The 22,128-nt window shown below is 56.9% G+C and carries 22 protein-coding genes; 12 read left to right on the top strand and 10 right to left on the bottom strand.

Features of this window, described 5'->3' with window-relative positions:
• Positions 1-35 precede the first annotated feature (35 nt).
• Positions 36-1,343, top strand: a complete 1,308-nt coding sequence (locus GXP72_RS09145; RefSeq protein WP_208763781.1) for a rhodanese-like domain-containing protein — start codon at positions 36-38, stop codon at positions 1,341-1,343.
• On the opposite strand, the gene GXP72_RS09140 is transcribed toward GXP72_RS09145, so the two are convergent.
• Positions 1,340-1,957, bottom strand: coding sequence for a CDP-alcohol phosphatidyltransferase family protein (locus GXP72_RS09140; RefSeq protein ID WP_208763780.1), 618 nt, complete (start codon positions 1,955-1,957; stop codon positions 1,340-1,342). The two genes, GXP72_RS09145 and GXP72_RS09140, sit on opposite strands and share 4 nt — an antisense overlap.
• On the bottom strand, positions 1,950-2,519 hold the full coding sequence (locus GXP72_RS09135) for a carboxymuconolactone decarboxylase family protein (protein ID WP_208763779.1): 570 nt from the start codon (positions 2,517-2,519) through the stop codon (positions 1,950-1,952). The genes GXP72_RS09140 and GXP72_RS09135 overlap by 8 nt, the downstream gene beginning before the upstream one ends.
• 75 nt (positions 2,520-2,594) lie before the next feature.
• On the opposite strand from GXP72_RS09135, the gene GXP72_RS09130 reads away from it, so the two are divergent.
• Positions 2,595-3,014, top strand: a complete 420-nt coding sequence (locus GXP72_RS09130; protein WP_280115404.1) for a pyrimidine (deoxy)nucleoside triphosphate diphosphatase — start codon at positions 2,595-2,597, stop codon at positions 3,012-3,014.
• Here the strand turns inward: GXP72_RS09130 and GXP72_RS09125 are convergent.
• Positions 2,971-3,249 carry a DUF1496 domain-containing protein gene (locus GXP72_RS09125; protein ID WP_157188972.1) on the bottom strand — a complete coding sequence of 93 codons (279 nt, stop codon included), beginning with the start codon at positions 3,247-3,249 and terminating at the stop codon, positions 2,971-2,973. The genes GXP72_RS09130 and GXP72_RS09125 overlap by 44 nt on opposite strands.
• Positions 3,250-3,477: 228 nt before the next feature.
• Here GXP72_RS09125 and gdhA point away from each other — a divergent pair, with 228 nt between their 5' ends.
• Positions 3,478-4,821 (top strand): NADP-specific glutamate dehydrogenase, encoded by a 1,344-nt coding sequence (gene gdhA / locus GXP72_RS09120; protein WP_208763778.1) that lies wholly within the window; start codon positions 3,478-3,480, stop codon positions 4,819-4,821.
• A gap of 71 nt (positions 4,822-4,892) precedes the next feature.
• Here the strand turns inward: gdhA and GXP72_RS09115 are convergent, their stop codons facing one another.
• From GXP72_RS09115 to GXP72_RS09105, 3 genes are all read right to left on the bottom strand, one after another.
• A complete protein-coding gene (locus tag GXP72_RS09115) occupies positions 4,893-6,800 on the bottom strand; it encodes a DNA topoisomerase III (RefSeq protein ID WP_208763777.1) in 1,908 nt (635 codons plus the stop codon).
• 4 nt (positions 6,801-6,804) lie between these two features.
• Positions 6,805-7,848 (bottom strand): selenide, water dikinase SelD, encoded by a 1,044-nt coding sequence (gene selD / locus GXP72_RS09110; protein ID WP_024908567.1) that lies wholly within the window; start codon positions 7,846-7,848, stop codon positions 6,805-6,807.
• Positions 7,849-7,964: 116 nt separating this feature from the next.
• The gene (locus tag GXP72_RS09105; RefSeq protein ID WP_024908568.1) at positions 7,965-8,516 is read right to left on the bottom strand and encodes an NAD(P)H nitroreductase; all 552 of its coding nucleotides are present in this window, start codon (positions 8,514-8,516) and stop codon (positions 7,965-7,967) included.
• A 167-nt stretch (positions 8,517-8,683) separates the two neighbouring features.
• Here GXP72_RS09105 and sppA point away from each other — a divergent pair, with 167 nt between their 5' ends.
• From sppA to GXP72_RS09085, 4 genes are all read left to right on the top strand, one after another.
• Entirely contained in the window at positions 8,684-10,540 is a 1,857-nt protein-coding gene (gene sppA / locus GXP72_RS09100; protein WP_024908569.1) for a signal peptide peptidase SppA, read from the top strand.
• Between the two features lie 63 nt (positions 10,541-10,603).
• Entirely contained in the window at positions 10,604-11,620 is a 1,017-nt protein-coding gene (gene ansA, locus GXP72_RS09095) for an asparaginase (protein WP_008500705.1), read from the top strand.
• Between the two features lie 9 nt (positions 11,621-11,629).
• Positions 11,630-12,271: a bifunctional nicotinamidase/pyrazinamidase gene (gene pncA / locus GXP72_RS09090; RefSeq protein WP_148769061.1), complete on the top strand. Its 642-nt coding sequence runs from the start codon at positions 11,630-11,632 to the stop codon at positions 12,269-12,271.
• Between the two features lie 219 nt (positions 12,272-12,490).
• Positions 12,491-13,747 carry a glycoside hydrolase family 18 protein gene (locus GXP72_RS09085; protein WP_208763776.1) on the top strand — a complete coding sequence of 419 codons (1,257 nt, stop codon included), beginning with the start codon at positions 12,491-12,493 and terminating at the stop codon, positions 13,745-13,747.
• A gap of 60 nt (positions 13,748-13,807) precedes the next feature.
• Here the strand turns inward: GXP72_RS09085 and GXP72_RS09080 are convergent, their stop codons facing one another.
• Complete coding sequence (locus GXP72_RS09080) at positions 13,808-14,086, bottom strand: YeaC family protein (RefSeq protein WP_024908572.1); 279 nt, start codon at positions 14,084-14,086, stop codon at positions 13,808-13,810.
• A gap of 41 nt (positions 14,087-14,127) precedes the next feature.
• Entirely contained in the window at positions 14,128-14,541 is a 414-nt protein-coding gene (gene msrB, locus GXP72_RS09075; RefSeq protein ID WP_024908573.1) for a peptide-methionine (R)-S-oxide reductase MsrB, read from the bottom strand.
• Between the two features lie 340 nt (positions 14,542-14,881).
• Here msrB and gapA point away from each other — a divergent pair, with 340 nt between their 5' ends.
• Together gapA and GXP72_RS09065 are read left to right on the top strand one after the other, a co-directional pair.
• Complete coding sequence (gene gapA / locus GXP72_RS09070; RefSeq protein WP_014831506.1) at positions 14,882-15,877, top strand: glyceraldehyde-3-phosphate dehydrogenase; 996 nt, start codon at positions 14,882-14,884, stop codon at positions 15,875-15,877.
• Between the two features lie 73 nt (positions 15,878-15,950).
• A complete protein-coding gene (locus tag GXP72_RS09065) occupies positions 15,951-16,835 on the top strand; it encodes a D-hexose-6-phosphate mutarotase (protein WP_208763775.1) in 885 nt (294 codons plus the stop codon).
• 78 nt (positions 16,836-16,913) lie between these two features.
• Here the strand turns inward: GXP72_RS09065 and GXP72_RS09060 are convergent, their stop codons facing one another.
• Complete coding sequence (locus GXP72_RS09060; RefSeq protein ID WP_157188968.1) at positions 16,914-17,660, bottom strand: MipA/OmpV family protein; 747 nt, start codon at positions 17,658-17,660, stop codon at positions 16,914-16,916.
• A gap of 430 nt (positions 17,661-18,090) precedes the next feature.
• Between GXP72_RS09060 and yeaG the strand changes: the two genes are divergently transcribed.
• The 3 genes from yeaG (at position 18,091) to GXP72_RS09045 (ending at position 21,982) form a co-directional block, all read left to right on the top strand.
• Positions 18,091-20,025 carry a protein kinase YeaG gene (yeaG, locus tag GXP72_RS09055; RefSeq protein WP_008500713.1) on the top strand — a complete coding sequence of 645 codons (1,935 nt, stop codon included), beginning with the start codon at positions 18,091-18,093 and terminating at the stop codon, positions 20,023-20,025.
• Between the two features lie 74 nt (positions 20,026-20,099).
• The gene (locus GXP72_RS09050) at positions 20,100-21,383 is read left to right on the top strand and encodes a YeaH/YhbH family protein (RefSeq protein ID WP_148769065.1); all 1,284 of its coding nucleotides are present in this window, start codon (positions 20,100-20,102) and stop codon (positions 21,381-21,383) included.
• A 98-nt stretch (positions 21,384-21,481) separates the two neighbouring features.
• Complete coding sequence (locus GXP72_RS09045; protein ID WP_047651996.1) at positions 21,482-21,982, top strand: YbaK/prolyl-tRNA synthetase associated domain-containing protein; 501 nt, start codon at positions 21,482-21,484, stop codon at positions 21,980-21,982.
• A 20-nt stretch (positions 21,983-22,002) separates the two neighbouring features.
• Here GXP72_RS09045 and yoaI read toward each other — a convergent pair whose 3' ends face one another.
• Positions 22,003-22,107: a small membrane protein YoaI gene (gene yoaI, locus GXP72_RS09040; RefSeq protein WP_010430055.1), complete on the bottom strand. Its 105-nt coding sequence runs from the start codon at positions 22,105-22,107 to the stop codon at positions 22,003-22,005.
• Positions 22,108-22,128 lie beyond the last annotated feature (21 nt).

Raw genomic sequence — 22,128 nt, 5'->3', positions numbered from 1 at the left:
AATGCCCCCCTCTTTTACTGACGTCAGGTTATACGATGAAACGTGTTTCTCAACTGACCGCGCTGGCCCTGCTCTGCGGCCTCGCTTCTTTTTCCTCGCTGGCGGCTGATATGCCCAACGCCATCACGCTGTCTCAGCTTCAGGCACAGCACGGCACGCCTGTCGACACACGCGCCAGCGCCTTCTATAACGGCTGGCCGCAGACGCTCAGCGGCCCCTCCGGGCATGAACCCACCGCACTCAACCTTGCTGCCGCCTGGCTTAGCGCCATGAGCGACGAGCAGATTGCGCTGTGGGCCAAACAGCATCAGCTTACCCCTGCGACGGCCATCGCGCTGTACGGCGACGAAAACGATAACCAGGCGGTGAAAGCCCGCCTGGAGAAAGCCGGTTACCGCCACGTTTCGCTGCTCAGCGATGCACTGCAGACCCCAGACCGCCTTCAGCGTCTGCCCCACTTTGAACAGCTGGTTTACCCGCAGTGGATCCACCGGCTCCAGCAGGGTAAACCCGTGACTGCCGCACCGGCGGGCGACTGGAAAGTGATCGAAGCCGCCTGGGGCGCGCCGAAGTTTTACCTGCTGAACCACATTCCCGGCGCGGGCTATATCGACACCAACGAGGTGGAAAGCGAACCGTTGTGGAATAAAGTCTCCGACGACAAGCTGAAAGCGATGCTGGCGAAGCACGGGATCCGTCACGACACCACTGTCATCTTGTATGGCCGCGACGTCTACGCCGCCGCGCGCGTGGCGCAGATTATGCTGTATGCGGGCGTGAAGGATGTGCGTATTCTCGACGGTGGCTGGAAGGCGTGGTCAGATGCAGGCCTGCCGGTTGAGCGCGGCACGCCCGGTAAAGTAATGCCAGCCCCCGATTTTGGCGCGCCAATCCCCGGCCAGCCGCAGCTGATGGTGGATATGGAACAGGCGCGCGGCATGCTGCACCGTCAGGATGCCTCCCTGGTCAGCATTCGTTCGTGGCCGGAGTTCATCGGCGAAACAAGCGGCTACAGCTACATCAAGCCAAAAGGTGAAATAGCCGGTGCCCGCTGGGGTCATGCGGGCAGCGATGCTACCCACATGGAGGATTTCCATAACCCGGATGGCACCATGCGCAGTGCGGACGACATCGCCGCCCAGTGGAAGCGCTGCAATATTCTGCCGGAACAGCACGTCGCGTTTTACTGCGGCACCGGCTGGCGGGCGTCCGAAACCTTTATGTACGCCCGGGCGATGGGCTGGAAGAATATCGCCGTCTATGACGGCGGCTGGTACGAATGGAGCAGTCACCCGCAGAACCCGGTGACAACCGGTGAGCGCGGGCCAGAAAGCGCTCTCTAAGGGTTGAGTGACTTCAGCGTCACGTAGCCGCTCCAGACGCGCGTTGTGGTGGTCAGCCAGCACAGCGCGCCAAATACCCACGCGAAAAGCGTGAAGTGCGCCGGGAAAAGGCAGCACAGCACAAACAGCGCGATGGTCTCCGTCCCTTCCGTTAACCCGCCGATGTAATAAAACGACTTGTGCGCATAGCCGGGGTTGTCGATGTCGTGCTTCGCGGCCAGCGCCGCAAACGCCAGAAAACTGCTGCCGGTACCAATAAACGCAAACAGCAGCCAGGCGGCCGCCAGCGCATTCTCTGCGGGAGCCGCGAGCGCAAAGCCAAACGGCACCAGGGCGTAGAACAGAAAGTCGAGCTCGATATCGAGAAATCCTCCCGCATCGGTCAGCCCTCTGCGGCGCGCCAGCGCCCCGTCCAGACCGTCCAGCAGGCGGTTCAGCACGATGACGACCAGCGCCGCCGGATACCAGCCGAGGGCCAGAAACGGCAGCGCCAGCACGCCAATCGCAAACCCGGTAAGGGTTAATCCGTCGGGCGTAATGCCCGGCCTGTCCAGCACGGAAACCAGACGATTCAGAACGGGCTTTACCCGCGGGTGCAGGTGACGGTCAAGCATGAGGCGTCTCATTAAACGTGGCGCACAGCCCCTGAGCCGGAATATCCAGCGCGGCATTAAAGCGGGCGGAGAGATTCTGAAAGGCAATGAGCGCCGTCATCTCGGTGATGGCGTCATCCGTAAAGTGGCGCTTCAGCGCCGTTCTGATGGCCTCATCCGCCCGGGGCGGCGTGGCGGTCACCGCCTCGGCGTAGGCCAGCGCCGCGCGCTCCTGCTCGGTGAACAAGGCGGAACCCTGCCAGTCGCTCACGGCCTGCACCTTATCCAGCGCGCCGCAGCGCTCGGCCAGCCGCAGGCTGTTGGCATCAATACAGAAAGCGCAGTGGCAGAGCTGGGACACCCGCGTCATGAGCAGCGAACGAAGCACGGGCGTCAGGCGCGCGCGACGACGCTCCAGAAAACCGACAAACAGCGCCACCAGCCAGAACAGACGCGGCATGCGCGCCCACCAGCGCGTGGGATTCAGCACCGCGCCAAAATGCTTTTTCTGCATGGCGGCAATGGGTTTAAGGCTGGCGGGAAGGGATTCGATAGGGGCAACCCAGGTGGTAGTCTCTTTCACCTGATTCTCCTGATAGCTGGACTCTGAGAAAGGGCACGATAATATGTCTTTTTTCGCTATCAATTATTGACGACCATGCTGAAAACACTCGATGTCGTTGCCGCCATCATCGAAAAAGACGACAAAATTTTACTGGCACAGCGCCCTGCCCACGCCGACCAGCCGGGCATGTGGGAATTTGCAGGCGGCAAAGTCGAGGCGGGTGAAACCCAGCCCGAGGCGCTTATCCGCGAGCTGCGTGAAGAGTTGGGTATTGAAGCGCTGCCTGCGCAATATGTGGCAAGCCACCAGCGCGAAGTCTCGCAGCGGTTAATCAACCTGCACGCCTGGCACGTTCCTGCTTTTCGCGGCGAGCTCACGGCGCACTACCACAGCGCGCTCGCGTGGTGTACGCCGGAAGAGGCGTTTGGCTACGCCTTAGCCCCCGCGGATATTCCGCTGCTGGAAGCGTTTATTGTTTTACGCGACGCCAGACCAGCGGGTTCGTACCGATAACGCGCTCGTCGCGCTGGCACTGCAGCAGAATGCCGTCCGCTTTCACAACGGCCCCTTCCGAGTAGTTCTGATTCTGATAGATACAGCACTGATTGCAGGGCTGCACCGTTTGATTCTGGCCGCTGGAGCTAAACACTTCCGGCGGCACATTCACCTCCACGTCCGGGAGAATGGGGTTGGCCTGCACGCCTGCGGCAAAGATCGCGCATAACGCGGTGAGTAGATAACGTTTCATAGACACATCTTCCTGTAGTTCCTTGATAATGACTATAACGGTAAACCAGAGCGGAACCTTTAATTTATCTCTTCATCGCTTTTGGTTATGACGCCCGCGCTCTCATTAATTTCCCTTTCGCCCTACATTTCTGCTTGCCTCACAAAGCGGTACGGGTGGTATAGTCAAAAAAACAACACAAATCGCATAAGTAATACACATAAAATACGATAAGAGGTTCTTATATCTATGGATCAGACACGCTCTCTGGAAAGTTTCCTTGCCCATGTTCAGCAGCGCGACCCGCACCAAAGCGAGTTCGCGCAGGCCGTACGAGAAGTGATGACCACCCTGTGGCCCTTCCTTGAACAAAACCCGCGTTATCGCCAGATGTCGCTGCTTGAACGCCTTGTCGAGCCAGAGCGCGTGATCCAGTTCCGCGTGACGTGGGTTGACGATCGCAATCAGGTACAGGTTAACCGCGCGTGGCGCGTGCAGTTTAACTCGGCCATTGGCCCGTTTAAGGGTGGCATGCGCTTCCACCCGTCCGTAAACCTGTCAATTCTGAAGTTCCTCGGCTTCGAGCAGACCTTTAAAAACGCCCTCACCACGCTGCCGATGGGCGGCGGGAAAGGCGGAAGCGATTTCGATCCGAAAGGCAAAAGCGAAGGCGAAGTGATGCGCTTCTGCCAGGCGCTGATGACCGAGCTCTACCGTCACCTCGGCCCGGATACCGACGTCCCTGCCGGTGATATCGGCGTCGGCGGACGTGAAGTGGGCTTTATGGCCGGAATGATGAAAAAGCTCTCCAACAACAGCGCCTGCGTCTTTACCGGAAAAGGGCTGTCGTTTGGCGGGAGCCTGATCCGCCCGGAAGCGACCGGATACGGCCTGGTTTACTTCACCGAGGCCATGCTCAAGCGCCACGGTTTAGGCTTTGAAGGCATGCGCGTCGCGGTGTCCGGCTCCGGTAACGTGGCGCAGTACGCGATTGAGAAAGCGATGCAGTTTGGCGCTCGCGTGGTAACCGCCTCTGACTCCAGCGGCACGGTGGTGGATGAAGCGGGCTTCACGGCAGAGAAGCTGGCGCGCCTGTGTGAAATCAAAGCCAGCCGCGATGGACGCGTGGCGGATTACGCCCGGGAGTTTGGCCTGACCTACCTGGAAGGAAAACAGCCGTGGGGCGTGCCGGTGGATATCGCCCTGCCGTGCGCCACGCAGAACGAGCTGGACGTTGAAGCCGCGCGCACGTTGATTAGCAACGGCGTAAAAGCGGTGGCCGAAGGGGCGAACATGCCGACCACCATCGACGCGACCAATCTGTTCCTGGACGCGGGCGTGCTGTTTGCACCGGGCAAGGCCGCTAACGCCGGTGGCGTGGCAACCTCCGGCCTCGAGATGGCGCAAAACGCCGCGCGTCTCGGCTGGAAGGCAGAAAAAGTGGATGCGCGCCTGCACCATATCATGCTGGATATTCACCACGCCTGCGTGGAGTACGGCGGTGAAGCGTCACAAACCAACTACGTGCGCGGGGCGAATATCGCCGGGTTCGTGAAGGTGGCAGATGCCATGATTGGGCAGGGTGTGATTTAAGGTTTATATCGTGCGGCCGGGTGCCCTCACCCCAGCCCTCTCCCACAGGGAGAGGGAGAAAACCGGGCGTATCAGGCCGCGCTCTTCTTCTTTTTAAACGGTTTCTTCGCCCCCGCGCCTGGTGCAACCATCCCTCTGAAGCGCTTCACCGGCGTGCTGCGCGCCTGATCGATCAGCTGGTAAAGCGTCCCCACCAGCGGCTGCATAAAGTCCTGATAGCGACACTGCTTCTCGCTGATCTGCGTCAGCACCGATTCCCAGTGCGCGGTCATGTCCGGCCTGGCGGCCAGCTCCGGCAGGGAATGAATCAGCGCGCGTCCCGGCTCGGTCGAATGGATATAGCGCCCCTTTTTCTCAAGAAAACCGCGCTTAAAGAGCAGCTCGATGATCCCCGCGCGGGTTGCTTCCGTACCCAGACCGTCGGTGGCGCGCAGGATCTTCTTCAGATCTTTATCCTGAACAAACCGGGCGATGCCGGTCATCGCCGACAGCAGCGTCGCATCGGTGAAATGGCGCGGCGGCTGAGTCTGACGTTCAACCACTTCGCCCTTCTCGCACAGCAGTTCGTCATCTTTAGCAACTACCGGCAGCGGCGTGCCGTCGTTCTCCTCGTCACGCTCTTTGTTCCCCAGCAGCGTGCGCCAGCCTGCTTCTGCAAGGAAACGGGCTTTAGCAATAAATTTCCCTTTCGCGATTTCCAGTTCGATTACGCATTTGCGGAACACCGCGTCCGGGCAGAACTGCATCAGGTACTGACGGGCGATCAGGTTATAGACCTTCGCTTCGTTGTCGGTCAGGTTGACGCTGCTGGCACGCGCCGTCGGGATAATCGCGTGGTGGGCGTCCACCTTTTTATCGTCCCAGCAGCGGTTATGGGTGTCCGGGTTCACCACCGGCTGCGGCAGCAGATCCGGCGCGTGCACGCTAATGGCGTTCATCACCGAATGACGTCCGGCAAAGTGCTCTTCCGGCAGATAGCGGCTGTCCGAACGCGGATAGGTGATGAGCTTATGGGTTTCGTAGAGCTTCTGGCAGATATCCAGCACGTTCTGCGCGCTCAAGCCAAACTTTTTGGCCGCCTCAATCTGCAGGGCCGACAGCGAGAACGGCAGCGGTGCGGGTTCTGATTCCCGTTTATCGTTATAGCTGGTAACGATAGCCGGCTGCCCGGTAATGCGGTTAACCACATGATCGGCCAGCGGACGATGGAGCAGGCGCCCCTCTTCATCCTGATAGGATTCGCAGGCATCGCTTGGCTGCCAGACGGCGGTAAAGCGCTCGTCTTTAGGCGTGACGATATGCGCTTTCACTTCAAAAAAATCTTTAGCGACGAAGTTCTCAATCTCTTCGTCACGACGCACGACCAGCCCCAGCACCGGCGTCTGCACGCGGCCCACGGAGAGCACGCCCTGATAGCCCGCGTTGCGCCCGAGGATGGTGTAGGCGCGGGTCATGTTGATGCCGTACAGCCAGTCGGCACGGGCGCGGGCTAAAGCCGAGACGCACAGCGGAATAAACTCGCTGTTGGCGCGCAGGCGCGAAATGGCTCGCTCCACCGCCTGCGGGTTGAGGTCGTTGATCAGGCAGCGCTGCACCTGCTGGCGCTTTTCCGGCGCCAGCTCCAGATAGTCCAGCACCTCATCCACCAGCAGTTGCCCTTCCCTGTCCGGGTCACCCGCGTGCACGATTTCAGCGGCTTCATGCAGGAAGCGCTTGATCACGTTGAGCTGTTTGGTGACTGAAGGCCGGGGCTGCAGGCGCCATTTTTCCGGCACGATGGGCAGATCGTTTAAATTCCAGCGGGCGTAGCGGCTGTCATAGACATCCGGCTGCGCCTGCTCAAGCAGGTGACCGATACACCAGGTGACCACCTGCCCGTTACCGCATTCGATAAAGCCGTCGCCTTTGCGATGCGGCTTAGGCAGCACGTCGGCGATGGCACGGGCCAGGCTCGGCTTTTCGGCAATAAACAACCGCATCGAATTAACGGATCTCAATCATCGGTCGGCCACCGCGCGCGGTCACCAGCTCGCCGATCGCCGTCAGGGTGATGCCGAACTCGGCGGCGGTCGCCTGAACGTCAGCTTCTGACTCCGGCGTCACCGCCAGCAGCAGGCCGCCGGAGGTTTGCGGATCGCACAGCAGGTTGCGCCACTCCTCAGGCATTTCGCCCATCAGGTGACCGTAGCTGGCGAAGTTGCGCTGGGTACCGCCCGGAACCGCGCCCTGAGCAATATACTCCTCCACGCCCGGCAGCTTCGGCACGTCCTGATACCAGATCTGCGCCTGCACGCCCGCGCCCTGACAGACCTCAGAGAGGTGTCCCAGCAGACCAAAACCGGTGACGTCGGTCATCGCCTTCACGCCGTCGATATTGGCGAATGCCGCACCGGCGAGGTTCATCTGGCACATCACTTCCGTTGCCAGACCTTTGTGCTCGGGCTTCAGCAGGGACTTTTTCTCGGCGGTGGTCAGCACGCCAATGCCCAGCGGCTTGGTGAGGAACAGCTTGCAGCCCGCCTGCGCGGTGCTGTTGCGCTTCACGCGTTCGGTCGGCACCACGCCGGTGACGGCCAGGCCGAAGATCGGTTCAGGTGCATCAATAGAGTGACCGCCGGCCAGCGCAATCCCCGCCTGCTGGCAGGCAAAACGGCCGCCATCAATCACTTCACGTGCCACTTCCGGCGGGATGGTGTTGATCGGCCAGCCCAGAATGGCAATCGCCATGATCGGCTTCCCCCCCATGGCGAAGATATCGCTGATGGCGTTGGTGGCCGCAATGCGACCGAAGTCGAACGGGTTGTCGACAATCGGCATAAAGAAGTCGGTGGTGCTGATAATACTGGTGCCGTTACCTAAGTCATAAACTGCAGCATCGTCACGCGTTTCGTTGCCGACAAGCAGGTTCGGGTCGACAAACTTCGCCTGTTCACTGTGCAGGATGGTCTCCAGCACTTTCGGGGAAATTTTACAACCGCAACCGGCTCCGTGGCTGTACTGCGTTAAACGAATGGTTTGCTCGCTCATGGACGTCTCCTGTCATCTCAATCGCGCTATGGTAGCGCTCATTCCATAAAGAGGTAAGTATGACTGTCTGAATTCTGCGGCAGATGCTCAGAATCCAGACAGTTTAGCGTGCGTTATCAGAAACGGCTGACGAAAGGCGTGGTGTCCGGCACGCTGATGGTGCTGGAGGCTTTAAGCTGCGGGGTGCCGAGGTAGAGGAAGCCGACAATTTTGTCATGCTCACCGCAGCCAAAACCGTCCCGGACCGCCGGGCTTTCGGTCAGCGGGCCGGTGCGCCAGATACCGTTGAAGCCTTGTGCGACAGCGGCCATTTGCATCGCCATCACCGCACAGCCTGCGGACATTTCCTGCTCCCAAACCGGCACCTTATGGTCGGCCTGGCATTTTGCCACGACGGTGACGATCATCGGCGCGCGGAACGGAGCATTGCGCGCCTTGTCGATCCCTTTCTCATCCTGCCCGGCGGCCACCGCCCCCTGCTCCAGCAGTTGACTGAAACGATCGCGGCCTTCGCCTTCAATTACAAAGAAGTGCCATGGCTGCAGTGTGCCATGATCGGGGGCACGCATGCCGGCACGCAGAATGTTCTCCAGCTGCTCGCCTGCCGGGGCAGGTTCGGCCAGACGGGAAGCGCTACGGCGGTTAACAAGCAGTTCGAGTGCGTCCATTGGTTAACTCCTTTCTTGAAATTTACTCACAAAATTAACACGGCGGCAGATTTTGTTACAGCCTGGCAGGCGATTCCTGCTGACAAGTGGCGGTTGGGTCATTACGATAACCCAACATTACCGTCCAGTGGCGACGGAAACAGTCATTTTCTGGTTAGGGAGAATACATGCGAACCCTTTGGCGAATCATTGCCGGTTTCTTTAAATGGACGTGGAGACTGCTCAACTTCGTCCGCAACCTGGTGATGAACATCTTCTTCATCTTCCTGGTTCTGGTTTGCGCGGGCATCTGGATGCATATCAGTAACGCTAATCAGGCGCAGCATTCAACGCGCGGCGCGCTATTACTCGATATCACCGGCGTTATCGTTGATAAGCCGTCCACCAGCAGTCGCCTGAGCGTGATTGGTCGCCAGCTGTTTGGCGCAACCTCAGATCGTCTGCAGGAAAACTCCCTGTTTGATATCGTCGATACCATCCGCCAGGCCAAAAACGACCGTAACATCACCGGGATCGTGCTGGATCTGAAAGATTTTGCCGGAGGCGATCAGCCTTCAATGCAGTACATCGGTAAAGCGCTGCGCGAATTCCGCGACAGCGGCAAGCCGGTAATTGCCGTGGGCGACAGCTACAGCCAGGGGCAATATTATCTGGCGAGCTTCGCCAATAAGATCTGGCTCTCCCCGCAGGGTACGGTGGATCTGCACGGCTTTGCCACCAACGGCCTGTACTACAAATCGCTGCTCGACAAGCTGAAGGTCACCACCCACGTCTTCCGCGTCGGTACCTATAAATCCGCCGTTGAGCCGTTTATCCGCGACGATATGTCCCCTGCCGCCCGCGAAGCGGACAGCCGCTGGATTGGCGAGCTGTGGCAGAACTATCTGGGCACCGTTGCCGCGAACCGTCAGATTACACCTGAGCAGGCGTTCCCCGGCGCGCAGGGCGTGCTGGAAGGCCTGCGTAAGGTTGACGGTGATACCGCGAAATATGCGCTGGATAACAAACTGGTTGATGCCCTGGGCACCAGCGCCGAGATTGAAAAATCCCTGAGCAAGCAGTTTGGCTGGAGCAAAGAGGATAAAAACTACAGCGCCATCAGCATGTATGATTACTCGACGAAAAAGCCGGATGACAGCGGTGACAGCGTCGCGGTGGTCTTTGCCAACGGTGCGATCATGGACGGTCAGGAGACCCCGGGGAACGTGGGCGGCGATACTACCGCGTCACAAATCCGCGATGCGCGCCTCGATCCAAAAGTGAAGGCGATTGTCCTGCGGGTCAACAGCCCTGGCGGTAGCGTCAGCGCCTCCGAGGTGATCCGCGCTGAACTGGCCGCGGCGCGCGCCGCCGGCAAGCCGGTCGTCGTCTCAATGGGCGGAATGGCCGCCTCCGGAGGTTACTGGATCTCCACGCCAGCCAACTACATCGTGGCTAACCCAAGCACGCTGACCGGTTCGATTGGCATCTTCGGGGTGATCAACACCGTAGAGAACAGCCTGGATTCCCTGGGCGTGCATACCGATGGCGTAGCGACCTCTCCGCTGGCGGATGTGTCGGTGACCAAATCTCTGCCGCCGGAAGTCTCTGAGATGATGCAGCTCAGCATTGAGAACGGCTATAAACGCTTTATCACCCTGGTCGCAGACTCGCGTAAAAAGACGCCTGAGCAGATCGACCAGATTGCGCAGGGCCACGTCTGGACCGGTCAGGATGCGAAGAGCAACGGACTGGTGGACAGCCTGGGTGACTTCGATGACGCGGTGAAGAAAGCCGCCGAACTGGCGAAGCTGAAGCAGTGGCATATCGAGTATTACCAGGACGAACCGTCGTTCTTCGATATGGTCATGGACAGCATGTCCGGCTCGGTACGCGCCATGCTGCCGGAGGCGCTGCAGGCTTACCTGCCTGCGCCAGTCGCCACGGCGGCAAAAGCGATGAAGGCAGAAAGCGATAAGCTTGCGGCCTTTAACGATCCACAGAGTCGTTACGCGTTTTGCCTGACCTGCGCTAACGTCCGTTAAAAACCGTCCCCTCTTCCCGCGAAGAGGGGATTTTTTTCTTTTGAAGAACAAGAACTCACTACCATGCAGAAGAAATCGATTTATGTAGCCTACACTGGCGGTACCATCGGTATGCAGCGCTCCGAAAACGGCTATATCCCCGTCTCCGGCCACCTTCAGCGTCAGCTTGCGCTGATGCCTGAATTCCACCGTCCGGAAATGCCTGACTTTACTATCCACGAATACGAGCCGCTGATGGACTCCTCCGACATGACGCCGGAAGACTGGCAGCACATCGCGGATGACATTAAAGCCCATTACGACCAGTACGACGGCTTCGTGATCCTGCACGGTACCGACACCATGGCGTTTACCGCCTCGGCGCTCTCCTTCATGCTGGAGAACCTGAGCAAGCCGGTTATCGTCACCGGGTCGCAAATCCCGCTGGCGGAGCTGCGCTCGGACGGGCAGATCAACCTGCTGAACTCCCTGTACGTGGCGGCGAATTACCCGATCAACGAAGTGTCGCTGTTCTTTAACAACCGTCTGTATCGCGGCAACCGCACCACCAAAGCCCACGCAGACGGCTTTGACGCCTTTGCCTCCCCTAACCTGCAGCCGCTGCTGGAGGCCGGTATTCATATCCGTCGTCTGGGAACCCCTCCGGCGCCGAACACCGCCGGCGAGCTGATTGTGCATCCGATTACTCCGCAACCGATTGGCGTGGTCACCATCTATCCGGGTATCTCTGCGGACGTGGTGCGTAACTTCCTGCGCCAGCCGGTGAAAGCGCTGATCCTGCGCTCCTACGGCGTGGGCAATGCGCCGCAGAACGGTGAATTCCTGAAAGAGCTTCAGGAAGCCAGCGAGCGCGGAATTGTGGTGGTGAACCTGACCCAGTGCATGTCCGGTAAAGTGAATATGGGCGGCTATGCCACCGGCAACGCGCTGGCGCATGCGGGGGTCATCAGCGGCTTCGATATGACCGTTGAGGCAACGCTGACTAAACTTCACTATTTACTGAGTCAGGATCTGGACATTCAGTCCATTCGCAGCGCGATGATGCAAAACCTGCGCGGCGAGCTGACCCCGGACGAATAAGGAGTGCTCATGAAGCAACGCGCCCTGCTACTGGTCGATTTGCAAAATGATTTCTGCGCGGGCGGTGCGCTGGCCGTCGCTGAAGGTGACAGCACCGTTGACGTGGCCAACACGCTGATAGACTGGTGCAAAGCCCGCGGCGAAGCGGTTGTCGCAAGCCAGGACTGGCACCCGGCGAACCACGGCAGCTTTGCCAGCCAGCATAACGTCGAGCCTTTCACTCAGGGAGAGCTCGACGGGCTGGCGCAAACCTTCTGGCCGGATCACTGCGTACAGCAGACGGAAGGCGCGGCGCTGCATCCGCTCCTGAATCAGAGAGCCATCGACGCGGTGTTCCATAAAGGTGAAAACCCGGCTATCGACAGCTATAGCGCGTTTTTTGATAACGGGCATCGCCAGAAAACGGCGCTGGACGCGTGGTTACGTCATCACGAAATCACGGAGCTGATTGTGCTGGGGCTGGCGACGGACTACTGCGTGAAGTTCACCGTGCTGGATGCGCTCCAGCTAGGTTATACCGTCAGCGTCATCACCGACGGCTGCCGCGGGGTGAACATTCACCCGCAGGACAGCGCTCAGGCGTTTATGGATATGGCTGCGGAAGGCGCGACGCTGTATACGCTCGAAGACTGGCTAGAGACGCAGGCGTAAGCCTTTTAAGCCGGGTGGCGCTGACGCTTACCCGGCCTACCTTTCCCCGTAGGCCGGGTAAGGCGCAGCCGCCACCCGGCAAAACTCCCCCTCCGATCCCCCATAAAGTGAACTCCCTCGCATCCTCAGCGAAGCGGCAATGCTATTCTCTGTAGGTTGTTTTTTCGCCACGCCTTTTCCGTGGCGTGGTTAATATTATTAAGTCAAAGAGGAACTTGTATGAAACGTTTGCCCTTGCTGGCAGCATTACCCTTGCTTTGCGCGTCAGTTGCCTCCGCCAGTTCCATGATGTCCGTGGGCTACTTTAACGGGGGTGGCGATGTCACCGCCGGACCGGGTGGCGATATCAATAAACTGGACGTTCGCCAGATCACCCATCTGAACTACTCGTTTGGTCTGGTTTATAACGACGAAAAAGACGAAACCAACGCCGCGCTGAAAGATCCGGCGAAGCTGCATCAGATCTGGCTATCGCCAAAAGTGGCGTCCGATCTGGCTTTAATCCCCACTCTGCGTAAGCAAAACCCAAATCTTAAGGTCCTGCTCTCCATCGGCGGCTGGGGCGCGCGTGGCTTCTCTGGCGCAGCGGCAACCAAAGAGACGCGCGCGGTGTTCATCCGCTCCGCGCAGGAGATTGTCGACAAATATGGTCTGGACGGGATCGACCTCGACTGGGAGTATCCGGTCAACGGCGCCTGGGGGCTGGTGGCAAGCCAGCCCGCCGACCGGGATAATTTTACCGCCCTGCTGAAGGAGATGCGCGACGCGTTCGGGCATAAAAAGCTGGTCACCATTGCGGTAGGCGCGAATGCGGAAAGTCCGAAAAGCTGGGTGGATGTCAAAGCTATCGCCCCCCTGCTCGACTACATCAACCTGATGACCTACGACATGGCGTACGGTACGCAGTATTTTAACGCCAACCTGTATGACTCCAGCGCCTGGCCGACGGTGGCCGCCGCGGACAAATACAGCGTGGACTTTGTGGTGAACAACTATCTGGCCGACGGGCTGAAGCCGCAGCAGATGAATCTCGGGATTGGTTTCTATGGCCGCGTGCCGAAACGCGCCGTAGAGCCGGGGATCGACTGGACCAAACCGGATGCGCAAAAAAATCCGGTTACCCAGCCCTACTTCGGACCGCAGGAGATCGGGTTGTTCAAGTCACTCGGCTATGACCTGACCAAAGATACCTACGTGAAGTACAACGATATCGTGAAAAAGCTGTTGAACGATCCGCAGAAGCGCTTTACCGAGCACTGGGACGACCAGGCAAAAGTGCCATGGCTCTCGGTGAAGGGTGCCGATGGCAACGCGCTGTTTGCGATTTCCTATGAGAACCCACGTTCCGTTGCGATCAAAGCGGACTACATCAAAGAGAAAGGTCTCGCCGGGGCGATGTTCTGGGAGTACGGGGCTGATGACAACAATCAGTTAGCGAAACAGCTGGCGGAGTCGCTCGGGATCCCGCATAAGTAGTAAGACAATCAAGCCCTCTCCCCGTGGGAGAGGATTGGGTGAGGGCATCAACCCGCACCGTTATTGCATTTTCATCGTCGCAATCGGCTTCGGCGTGATACCGAAGTCCTCTTTCAGCTCACGCTTGCTCTTCATCACCATCTGACCACGGGTGTCGATCGTCATGTGCTGCGCGTCGGTGTTGTTGCGCGCCTGCCACAGCATCACCAGCTGCAGGCTGTTCTCTTTCTGCTCAGGGGTCAGCGCGACGCCATCGGGCCATTTTCCCAGCTCTACGGCGGTCACCAGACGCTGATAAATCTCCGGCGTCATACCGCTAATCATGTCATCAATATTCACAATCCCGCCCTTTCAAAGGAATAATTTGCTGAATCGTTTTTTCAACCCTTCACCTGGTCGCCGTTTTCGTCGTCAGTGAAGCTCATTGAGGCTGAATTCACGCAGAAACGCTCGCCCGTGGGCTGAGGGCCATCCGGGAAGACGTGCCCAAGGTGCGCATCGCAGTTGCCGCAGCGAATTTCCGTGCGCACCATGCCGTGTGACGAGTCGGTCAGGTAGCGTATGGCCTCATCGCTCACCGGCTCGTAAAAGCTCGGCCAGCCGCAGCCAGAATCAAATTTCGTTTGGGAATTAAACAGCGGTGCATCACAGACCAGGCAGTGGTAGACGCCGTCCCGCTTGTTGTGCAGTAAACGCCCGGTGAACGGCGGTTCCGTCCCGTGGTTCTGCGTCACGTAAAACTGCATTTCTGTGAGGTTTTTTTTCAAATCTTCAGGGTTACGTTGGTTCGACATATGCTTACATCTCGCTGTAGAAACAGACATCTTTTAACCCGGATTCTAACAAAACATTAACACCCTTGCGTGCACTTTTGATCTAAACTTATGTGTCGCGAAAAGGCGGTCAGGCAATTGTGATCATGCTCACATTTTTATCCTGCGAGGCCTTTAAAATCCCGGCGCAGCCCCCATATGGGTGCAAGCTCAAAGGGAAAGTGAGGCGAGTCAGTCGCACAAACGTTAGTCACAGGATTGATTTGTCGCAATGATTGACACGATTCCGCTTGACGCTGCGTAAGGTTTTTGTAATTTTACAGGCAACCTTTTATTCACTAACAAATAGCTGGTGGAATATATGACTATCAAAGTAGGTATCAACGGTTTTGGCCGTATCGGCCGTATTGTTTTCCGTGCTGCTCAGAAACGTTCTGACATCGAAATCGTTGGTATCAACGATCTCCTGGACGCTGAATACATGGCGTACATGCTGAAGTACGACTCAACTCACGGTCGTTTCGACGGCACCGTTGAAGTGAAAGACGGCCACCTGGTTGTTAATGGCAAAACCATCCGCGTTACTGCTGAAAAAGACCCAGCTAACCTGAAATGGAACGAAATCGGTGTTGACGTTGTTGCTGAAGCAACCGGTATCTTCCTGACCGACGAAACTGCACGTAAACACATCACTGCGGGTGCGAAGAAAGTTGTTCTGACTGGTCCTTCCAAAGACAACACCCCAATGTTCGTTCGTGGTGCAAACTTCGAAACTTACGCTGGCCAGGATATCGTGTCTAACGCATCCTGCACCACCAACTGCCTGGCACCGCTGGCTAAAGTTATCAACGACAACTTCGGCATCATCGAAGGTCTGATGACTACCGTTCACGCAACCACCGCTACTCAGAAAACCGTTGATGGCCCGTCTCACAAAGACTGGCGCGGCGGTCGTGGCGCGGCTCAGAACATCATCCCATCCTCTACCGGTGCTGCTAAAGCTGTAGGTAAAGTACTGCCAGAACTGAATGGCAAACTGACTGGTATGGCGTTCCGCGTTCCAACTCCTAACGTATCCGTTGTTGACCTGACCGTTCGTCTGGAAAAAGCTGCTTCTTATGAAGAAATTAAGAAAGCAATCAAAGCTGCTTCCGAAGGCGCAATGAAAGGCGTTCTGGGCTACACCGAAGACGACGTTGTATCTACCGATTTCAACGGCGAAGTGTGCACTTCCGTGTTCGATGCTAAAGCGGGTATCGCACTGAACGACAACTTCGTTAAACTGGTATCCTGGTACGACAACGAAACTGGCTACTCTAACAAAGTACTGGACCTGATCGCTCACATCTCCAAATAAGTTGAGATGAGTGCTTGATCCAAAAAGGCGACTTCGGTCGCCTTTTTTTATTTATAAGACAGAGGATTGCTTAATGATTAATAAAATTTTTGCACTTCCGGTAGTCGAACAGCTTACCCCTGTGCTCTCCCGCCGTCAGATTGACGGTGCCGACGTTATCGTCGTTGACCATCCGCGCGTTAAAGCCTCCGTGGCGCTGAACGGCGCCCACCTGCTCTCCTGGAAACCGGAAGGTGAAGCCGAAGGTTTGTGGCTGAGCGATGCGACCTCCTTCAAAAAAGGGGCAGCGATCCGGGGTGGCGTGCCGATCTGCTGGCCATGGTTCGGCCCGTCCGCACAGCCGGGTTTACCGTCTCACGGTTTTGCCCGTAACCAGCAGTGGACCCTGAAAGCGCACAACGAAGATGACAACGGCGCCGTGCTGACCTTTGAGCTGAAGGCTAATGATGAAACCCGCGCCCTGTGGCCGCACGATTTCACCCTGTATGCCCGCTTTAAGCTGGGTAAAACCTGTGAAATCGAACTGGAAGCCCACGGTGAGTTTGAAACCACCGCAGCCCTGCACACCTACTTCAACGTAGGTGATATCGGCGCAGTGAAGGTGAGCGGTCTTGGCGATACCTTTATCGACAAAGTGGATAACGCCAAAGAAGGTAAACTGAGCGACGGTATACAGACATTCCCTGACCGTACCGACCGCGTCTACCTGCACCCGGAAGCGTGCAGCGTGATCCACGACGGCGCGCTGAACCGCGGAATTGAAGTGGTCCATCATCATCACAGCGACGTGGTGGGCTGGAACCCGGGCCCGGCGCTGTCCGTCAGCATGGCCGACATGACGGATGAAGGGTATAAAACGTTTGTCTGCGTGGAAACCGCCTGCGTGAGCACCCCGCAAAAAGCGAGCGACGAAAAACCGTCTCGTTTAGGGCAGACGATTCGCATTGTTAAGCGATAATCTTACTGCACCACATCAAAGCAAACGGGGCGCGCGCGCCCCGTTTTAATGCATCACTTGCACGATATTAGTGCGCAATCAGAACTTGTAGCTCACGCCGACAGAGAAAATACCTGCCCAGGACTTGTCGACCATCGGGCTATCCTTCACTTCGTCGCTCAGACGCTCATAGCGGCCGGTACCGTACACGCTCCAGTCGCCGAGGAAGTTATAGCTCGCGGTCAGCTCCAGGTACGGATCCCAGCCGTCATCCGCGCTGTAGCTCTTCAGACCACTGCGGCGGGACTCGTTTTTAGACACGCCATAGTAGTAGTCGTTGTAGTTCTCGCTGTTGTACTGCACACCAATACCCGGCGTCAGGGTCAGCCCACCGTTGGTATAGCGGTACAGCCACGCCAGGTCCCAGATAAAGCCGTTGCTGTTATCGAGCGTATCGCCTGCCAGGGCCGTACGCAGGAAGCCATACTGGGTGTTATGCACGTATGAGAGGCCGGCCATCATCGAGCTTTTGCGCTTGTCGAGCTGGCGAAGCGCGTGGCTGTCGCTGTCACCCGGCTTGAAGTGCGTCGGATCATAGTAGGCCATGATGGAGAGCTTATCGGCCGTATCGTTCCAGAGATAGTAGCCGCCGCCGAGCCCGCGGAACCAGACGTTATCGCCTTCATAGGTGATAACGGGAACAGGATAAACGTCACGGTCATACTGTTTGTACGGGCTGTTAATGACGCCAACACCCGCGCCAACCGTCCACTGACTTTCCGCCTGTGCGGTGTTCACAGTGGTCGCGGCAAGGATGCCTAATGCCAGAAGTTTGAGTTTGGTCACAATCCATTCTTTCCTGTAGTCAAATAATCAGCGGATGAAGTGTAACCGCCATTCCCGTACATCCCAAAATTTTTTGCCTGCTAATCAGCCTGATTAACCCATTATTTTTAACTTATCAGATGACAGCCTGCTTTCATTTATATGACCGCTGAATGAAAAACGTGCATTTGTCTTATAACGACAGTGGAAATTTTTGGATGAGTTATTGATATGTCATTGAAAGTAGATTTTCTGGGCATGCAAGTTTTGCAAATGCCATCTACGCTTTAATTTAAGAAGAGTTTTCCTGAACACCTGCGGTTCTTAGCGTCTGACCTGGCACACAGGTTGCTGCTCTGGCAGTGAGGTGCGAGAGATTCTCTTCCGGGAGCCTCCACTACTCATACGAACGGCTCTTATCCTGTGCTAAAAAACGAAAGGACGGCATGCCATGAATATATTCGATCACTATCGCCAGCGCTATGAAGCTGCCAAGGACGAAGAGTTCACACTGCAGGAGTTTCTTACCATCTGTCGGCAAGATCGCAGTGCCTATGCCAATGCGGCAGAACGGCTATTGATGGCTATTGGTGAGCCAAACATGGTTGACACTGCCCTGGAGCCTCGGCTTTCCCGTCTCTTTTCGAATCGGGTGGTCGCCCGATATCCGGCGTTTGAAGAGTTCTATGGTATGGAAGATGCCATCGAACAGATTGTCTCCTATCTGAAGCATGCCGCTCAGGGTCTGGAAGAGAAGAAACAGATCCTCTATTTACTCGGCCCCGTGGGCGGCGGTAAATCCTCGCTGGCGGAACGCCTGAAGTCGCTGATGCAGCGCGTGCCTATCTATGTGCTGAGCGCCAACGGTGAACGCAGCCCGGTGAACGACCATCCGCTGTGCCTGTTCAATCCGCAGGAAGATGCGCAGATTCTGGACAAAGAGTATGGCATCCCGCGTCGCTATCTCGGCACCATCATGTCGCCGTGGGCGGCAAAACGCCTGCACGAGTTTGGTGGCGATATCACCAAATTCCGCGTGGTGAAAGTCTGGCCGTCTATCCTTGAACAGATCGCCATCGCCAAAACGGAACCTGGCGATGAGAACAACCAGGACATCTCGGCGCTGGTGGGTAAAGTCGACATCCGCAAGCTGGAAAACTTCGCGCAAAACGATCCGGATGCCTACGGTTACTCGGGCGCGCTGTGCCGCGCGAACCAGGGGATTATGGAGTTCGTCGAGATGTTTAAAGCACCAATCAAGGTGCTGCATCCGCTGCTGACGGCGACTCAGGAAGGCAACTACAACGGGACGGAAGGTATCTCCGCCCTGCCGTTTAACGGGATTATTCTCGCCCACTCGAACGAATCTGAATGGGTGACCTTCCGTAATAACAAAAACAATGAGGCCTTCCTTGACCGCGTGTACATCGTCAAGGTGCCTTATTGCCTGCGGATCTCCGAAGAGATCAAAATTTACGAGAAACTGCTTAACCACAGTGAGCTGGTGCATGCCCCCTGCGCGCCCGGCACGCTGGAAACGCTGTCACGCTTCTCCATCCTTTCGCGTCTGAAAGAGCCGGAAAACTCCAGCATCTATTCGAAAATGCGCGTCTATGACGGTGAGAGCCTGAAAGATACCGACCCGAAAGCGAAGTCGTATCAGGAATACCGCGACTATGCCGGGGTTGATGAGGGGATGAACGGTCTGTCCACGCGCTTCGCGTTTAAGATCCTCTCCCGCGTCTTTAACTTCGACCATGCGGAAGTGGCGGCCAACCCGGTTCATCTGTTCTACGTGCTGGAACAGCAAATCGAGCGCGAGCAGTTCCCGCAGGAGCAGGCTGAACGCTACCTTGAGTTCCTCAAAGGTTACCTGATCCCGAAATACGCCGAGTTCATTGGCAAAGAAATCCAGACGGCCTACCTGGAATCCTATTCAGAGTACGGGCAGAACATTTTCGACCGTTATGTCACCTACGCTGACTTCTGGATCCAGGATCAGGAGTACCGCGACCCGGATACCGGCCAGCTGTTTGACCGTGAATCCCTGAACGCGGAGCTGGAAAAAATCGAGAAGCCTGCCGGGATCAGCAACCCGAAAGACTTCCGTAACGAGATTGTGAACTTCGTCCTGCGCGCCAGAGCGCATAACAACGGGCGCAATCCGAACTGGACCAGCTACGAGAAACTGCGCACGGTCATTGAGAAGAAAATGTTCTCCAATACCGAAGAGCTGCTGCCGGTGATCTCGTTTAACGCCAAAACCTCAACCGATGAACAGAAAAAACACGACGATTTTGTCGACCGTATGATGGAAAAAGGCTACACCCGCAAACAGGTCCGCCTGCTCTGCGAATGGTACCTGCGCGTGCGTAAATCGTCTTAAAACAAGTGCCCGGCGGCGTTTAGCGCCTGCCGGGCCTACAAAATGCAAGTTGGCAAATGCAGTACGGGGGGTATATGACCTGGTTTATTGACCGGCGTCTTAACGGCAAAAACAAGAGCACGGTGAACCGCCAGCGCTTCTTGCGTCGTTATAAAGCGCAAATTAAACAGTCTATCTCCGAGGCCATCAACAAACGCTCGGTGACCGACGTCGACAGCGGCGAGTCTGTCTCCATCCCCACCGATGACATCAGCGAACCGATGTTTCATCAGGGGCGAGGTGGCCTGCGCCATCGCGTACACCCAGGTAATGACCACTTCGTTCAGAACGACAGAATTGAGCGCCCTCAGGGCGGCGGAGGTGGTTCAGGAAGCGGTCAGGGACAGGCCAGCCAGGACGGTGAAGGCCAGGACGAATTTGTCTTCCAGATTTCGAAAGATGAATATCTCGACCTGCTGTTTGAAGACCTGGCGCTGCCGAATCTGAAAAAGAATCAGCATCGTCAGCTTAATGAATATAAAACCCACCGCGCGGGCTATACCGCCAACGGCGTACCCGCCAACATCAGCGTTGTGCGTTCGTTGCAGAATTCGCTGGCGCGACGCACGGCCATGACGGCAGGCAAACGTCGCGAACTGCGCGAGCTCGAGAGCAACCTGAAGGTCGTGGAAAACACGGAACCGGCGCAACTGCTGGAAGAGGAGCGCCTGCGTAAAGAGATTGCAGAACTGAGGGCGAAGATAGAACGGGTACCGTTTATCGACACCTTTGACCTGCGCTACAAGAACTACGAAAAACGCCCTGAGCCCTCCAGCCAGGCGGTGATGTTCTGTCTGATGGACGTGTCCGGCTCGATGGATCAGGCAACCAAGGATATGGCGAAGCGTTTTTATATTCTGCTCTATCTGTTCCTGAGCAGAACCTATAAGAACGTGGAGGTGGTCTATATCCGCCACCACACTCAGGCGAAAGAGGTGGATGAGCATGAGTTCTTCTACTCGCAGGAGACCGGCGGGACCATCGTCTCAAGCGCCCTGAAGCTGATGGATGAAGTGGTGAAAGAGCGTTACGACCCGTCGCAGTGGAATATTTATGCCGCGCAGGCGTCGGACGGCGATAACTGGGCCGACGACTCACCGCTGTGTCACGAGATCCTGGCGAAGAAAATTCTGCCGGTGGTGCGTTACTACAGCTATATCGAAATCACCCGCCGTGCACACCAGACCCTGTGGCGGGAGTATGAACATCTGCAATCGATGTTTGATAATTTTGCCATGCAGCATATCCGTGACCAGGATGATATTTATCCGGTGTTCAGGGAGCTGTTCCACAAGCAATCTTCTACCAGCAACGCATAATCAAACAGCCAGCGAAAGCGCTGGCTGTTTTCTTTCGACCCCGTTCATCCCGTGCTAATGTAGAACGCTGCATACTGGATTATCACCGGGAAATCGTTATGACTGACGACGTTATTGGGGCAGGAACCCACCAGCAACTGATTACCTTACTCACCGAGCAGGGCGCGCGGTTTCGCGTCATGGAGCACGAGGCGGTCGGGAAATGTGAAGCGGTAAGTGAAATTCGCGGAACCGATCTGCGGCAAGGCGCCAAAGCCCTGGTCTGCAAGGTGAAGGGAAACGGCGTAAAAAAACACGTTCTGGCGATCCTCGCCGCCGATCTGCAGGCTGACCTGAGCCAGCTTGCCAGTCATTTTGGCGGGCTAAAGGCCTCCCTCGCCAGCCCGGCCGAGGTCGATACCCTGACCGCCTGCGTTTTCGGCGCTATCCCGCCCTTTAGCTTCCATCCTGATTTGGCGCTGGTTGCCGACCCGCTGCTGTTCGAGCGTTTTGACGAAATCGCGTTTAACGCTGGCCTGCTGGAGAAATCCGTGATTATGGATACCCAGGATTACCTGCGCATCGCCCGTCCTGAGCTGGTAACTTTCCATAAAGCGTAACTACAATGGCTGACGCCCTGTCAGCCTTTTCGTTCCAGAAACAGCACGGAGGCAACGAGAATAACGGCAATAGCGAAAAACGATGAGGAGATAATCAGCGTTTCCACAAACATGTGATCGTTCATGATGGCGACCCCTTTTGCGAT

The organism is Enterobacter sp. SES19 (assembly GCF_011765665.1).
GTDB lineage: Bacteria > Pseudomonadota > Gammaproteobacteria > Enterobacterales > Enterobacteriaceae > Enterobacter > Enterobacter pseudoroggenkampii.
The sequence above is the reverse complement of the archived record's forward strand: the minus strand, read 5'-3'. Positions and strand labels throughout refer to the sequence as shown.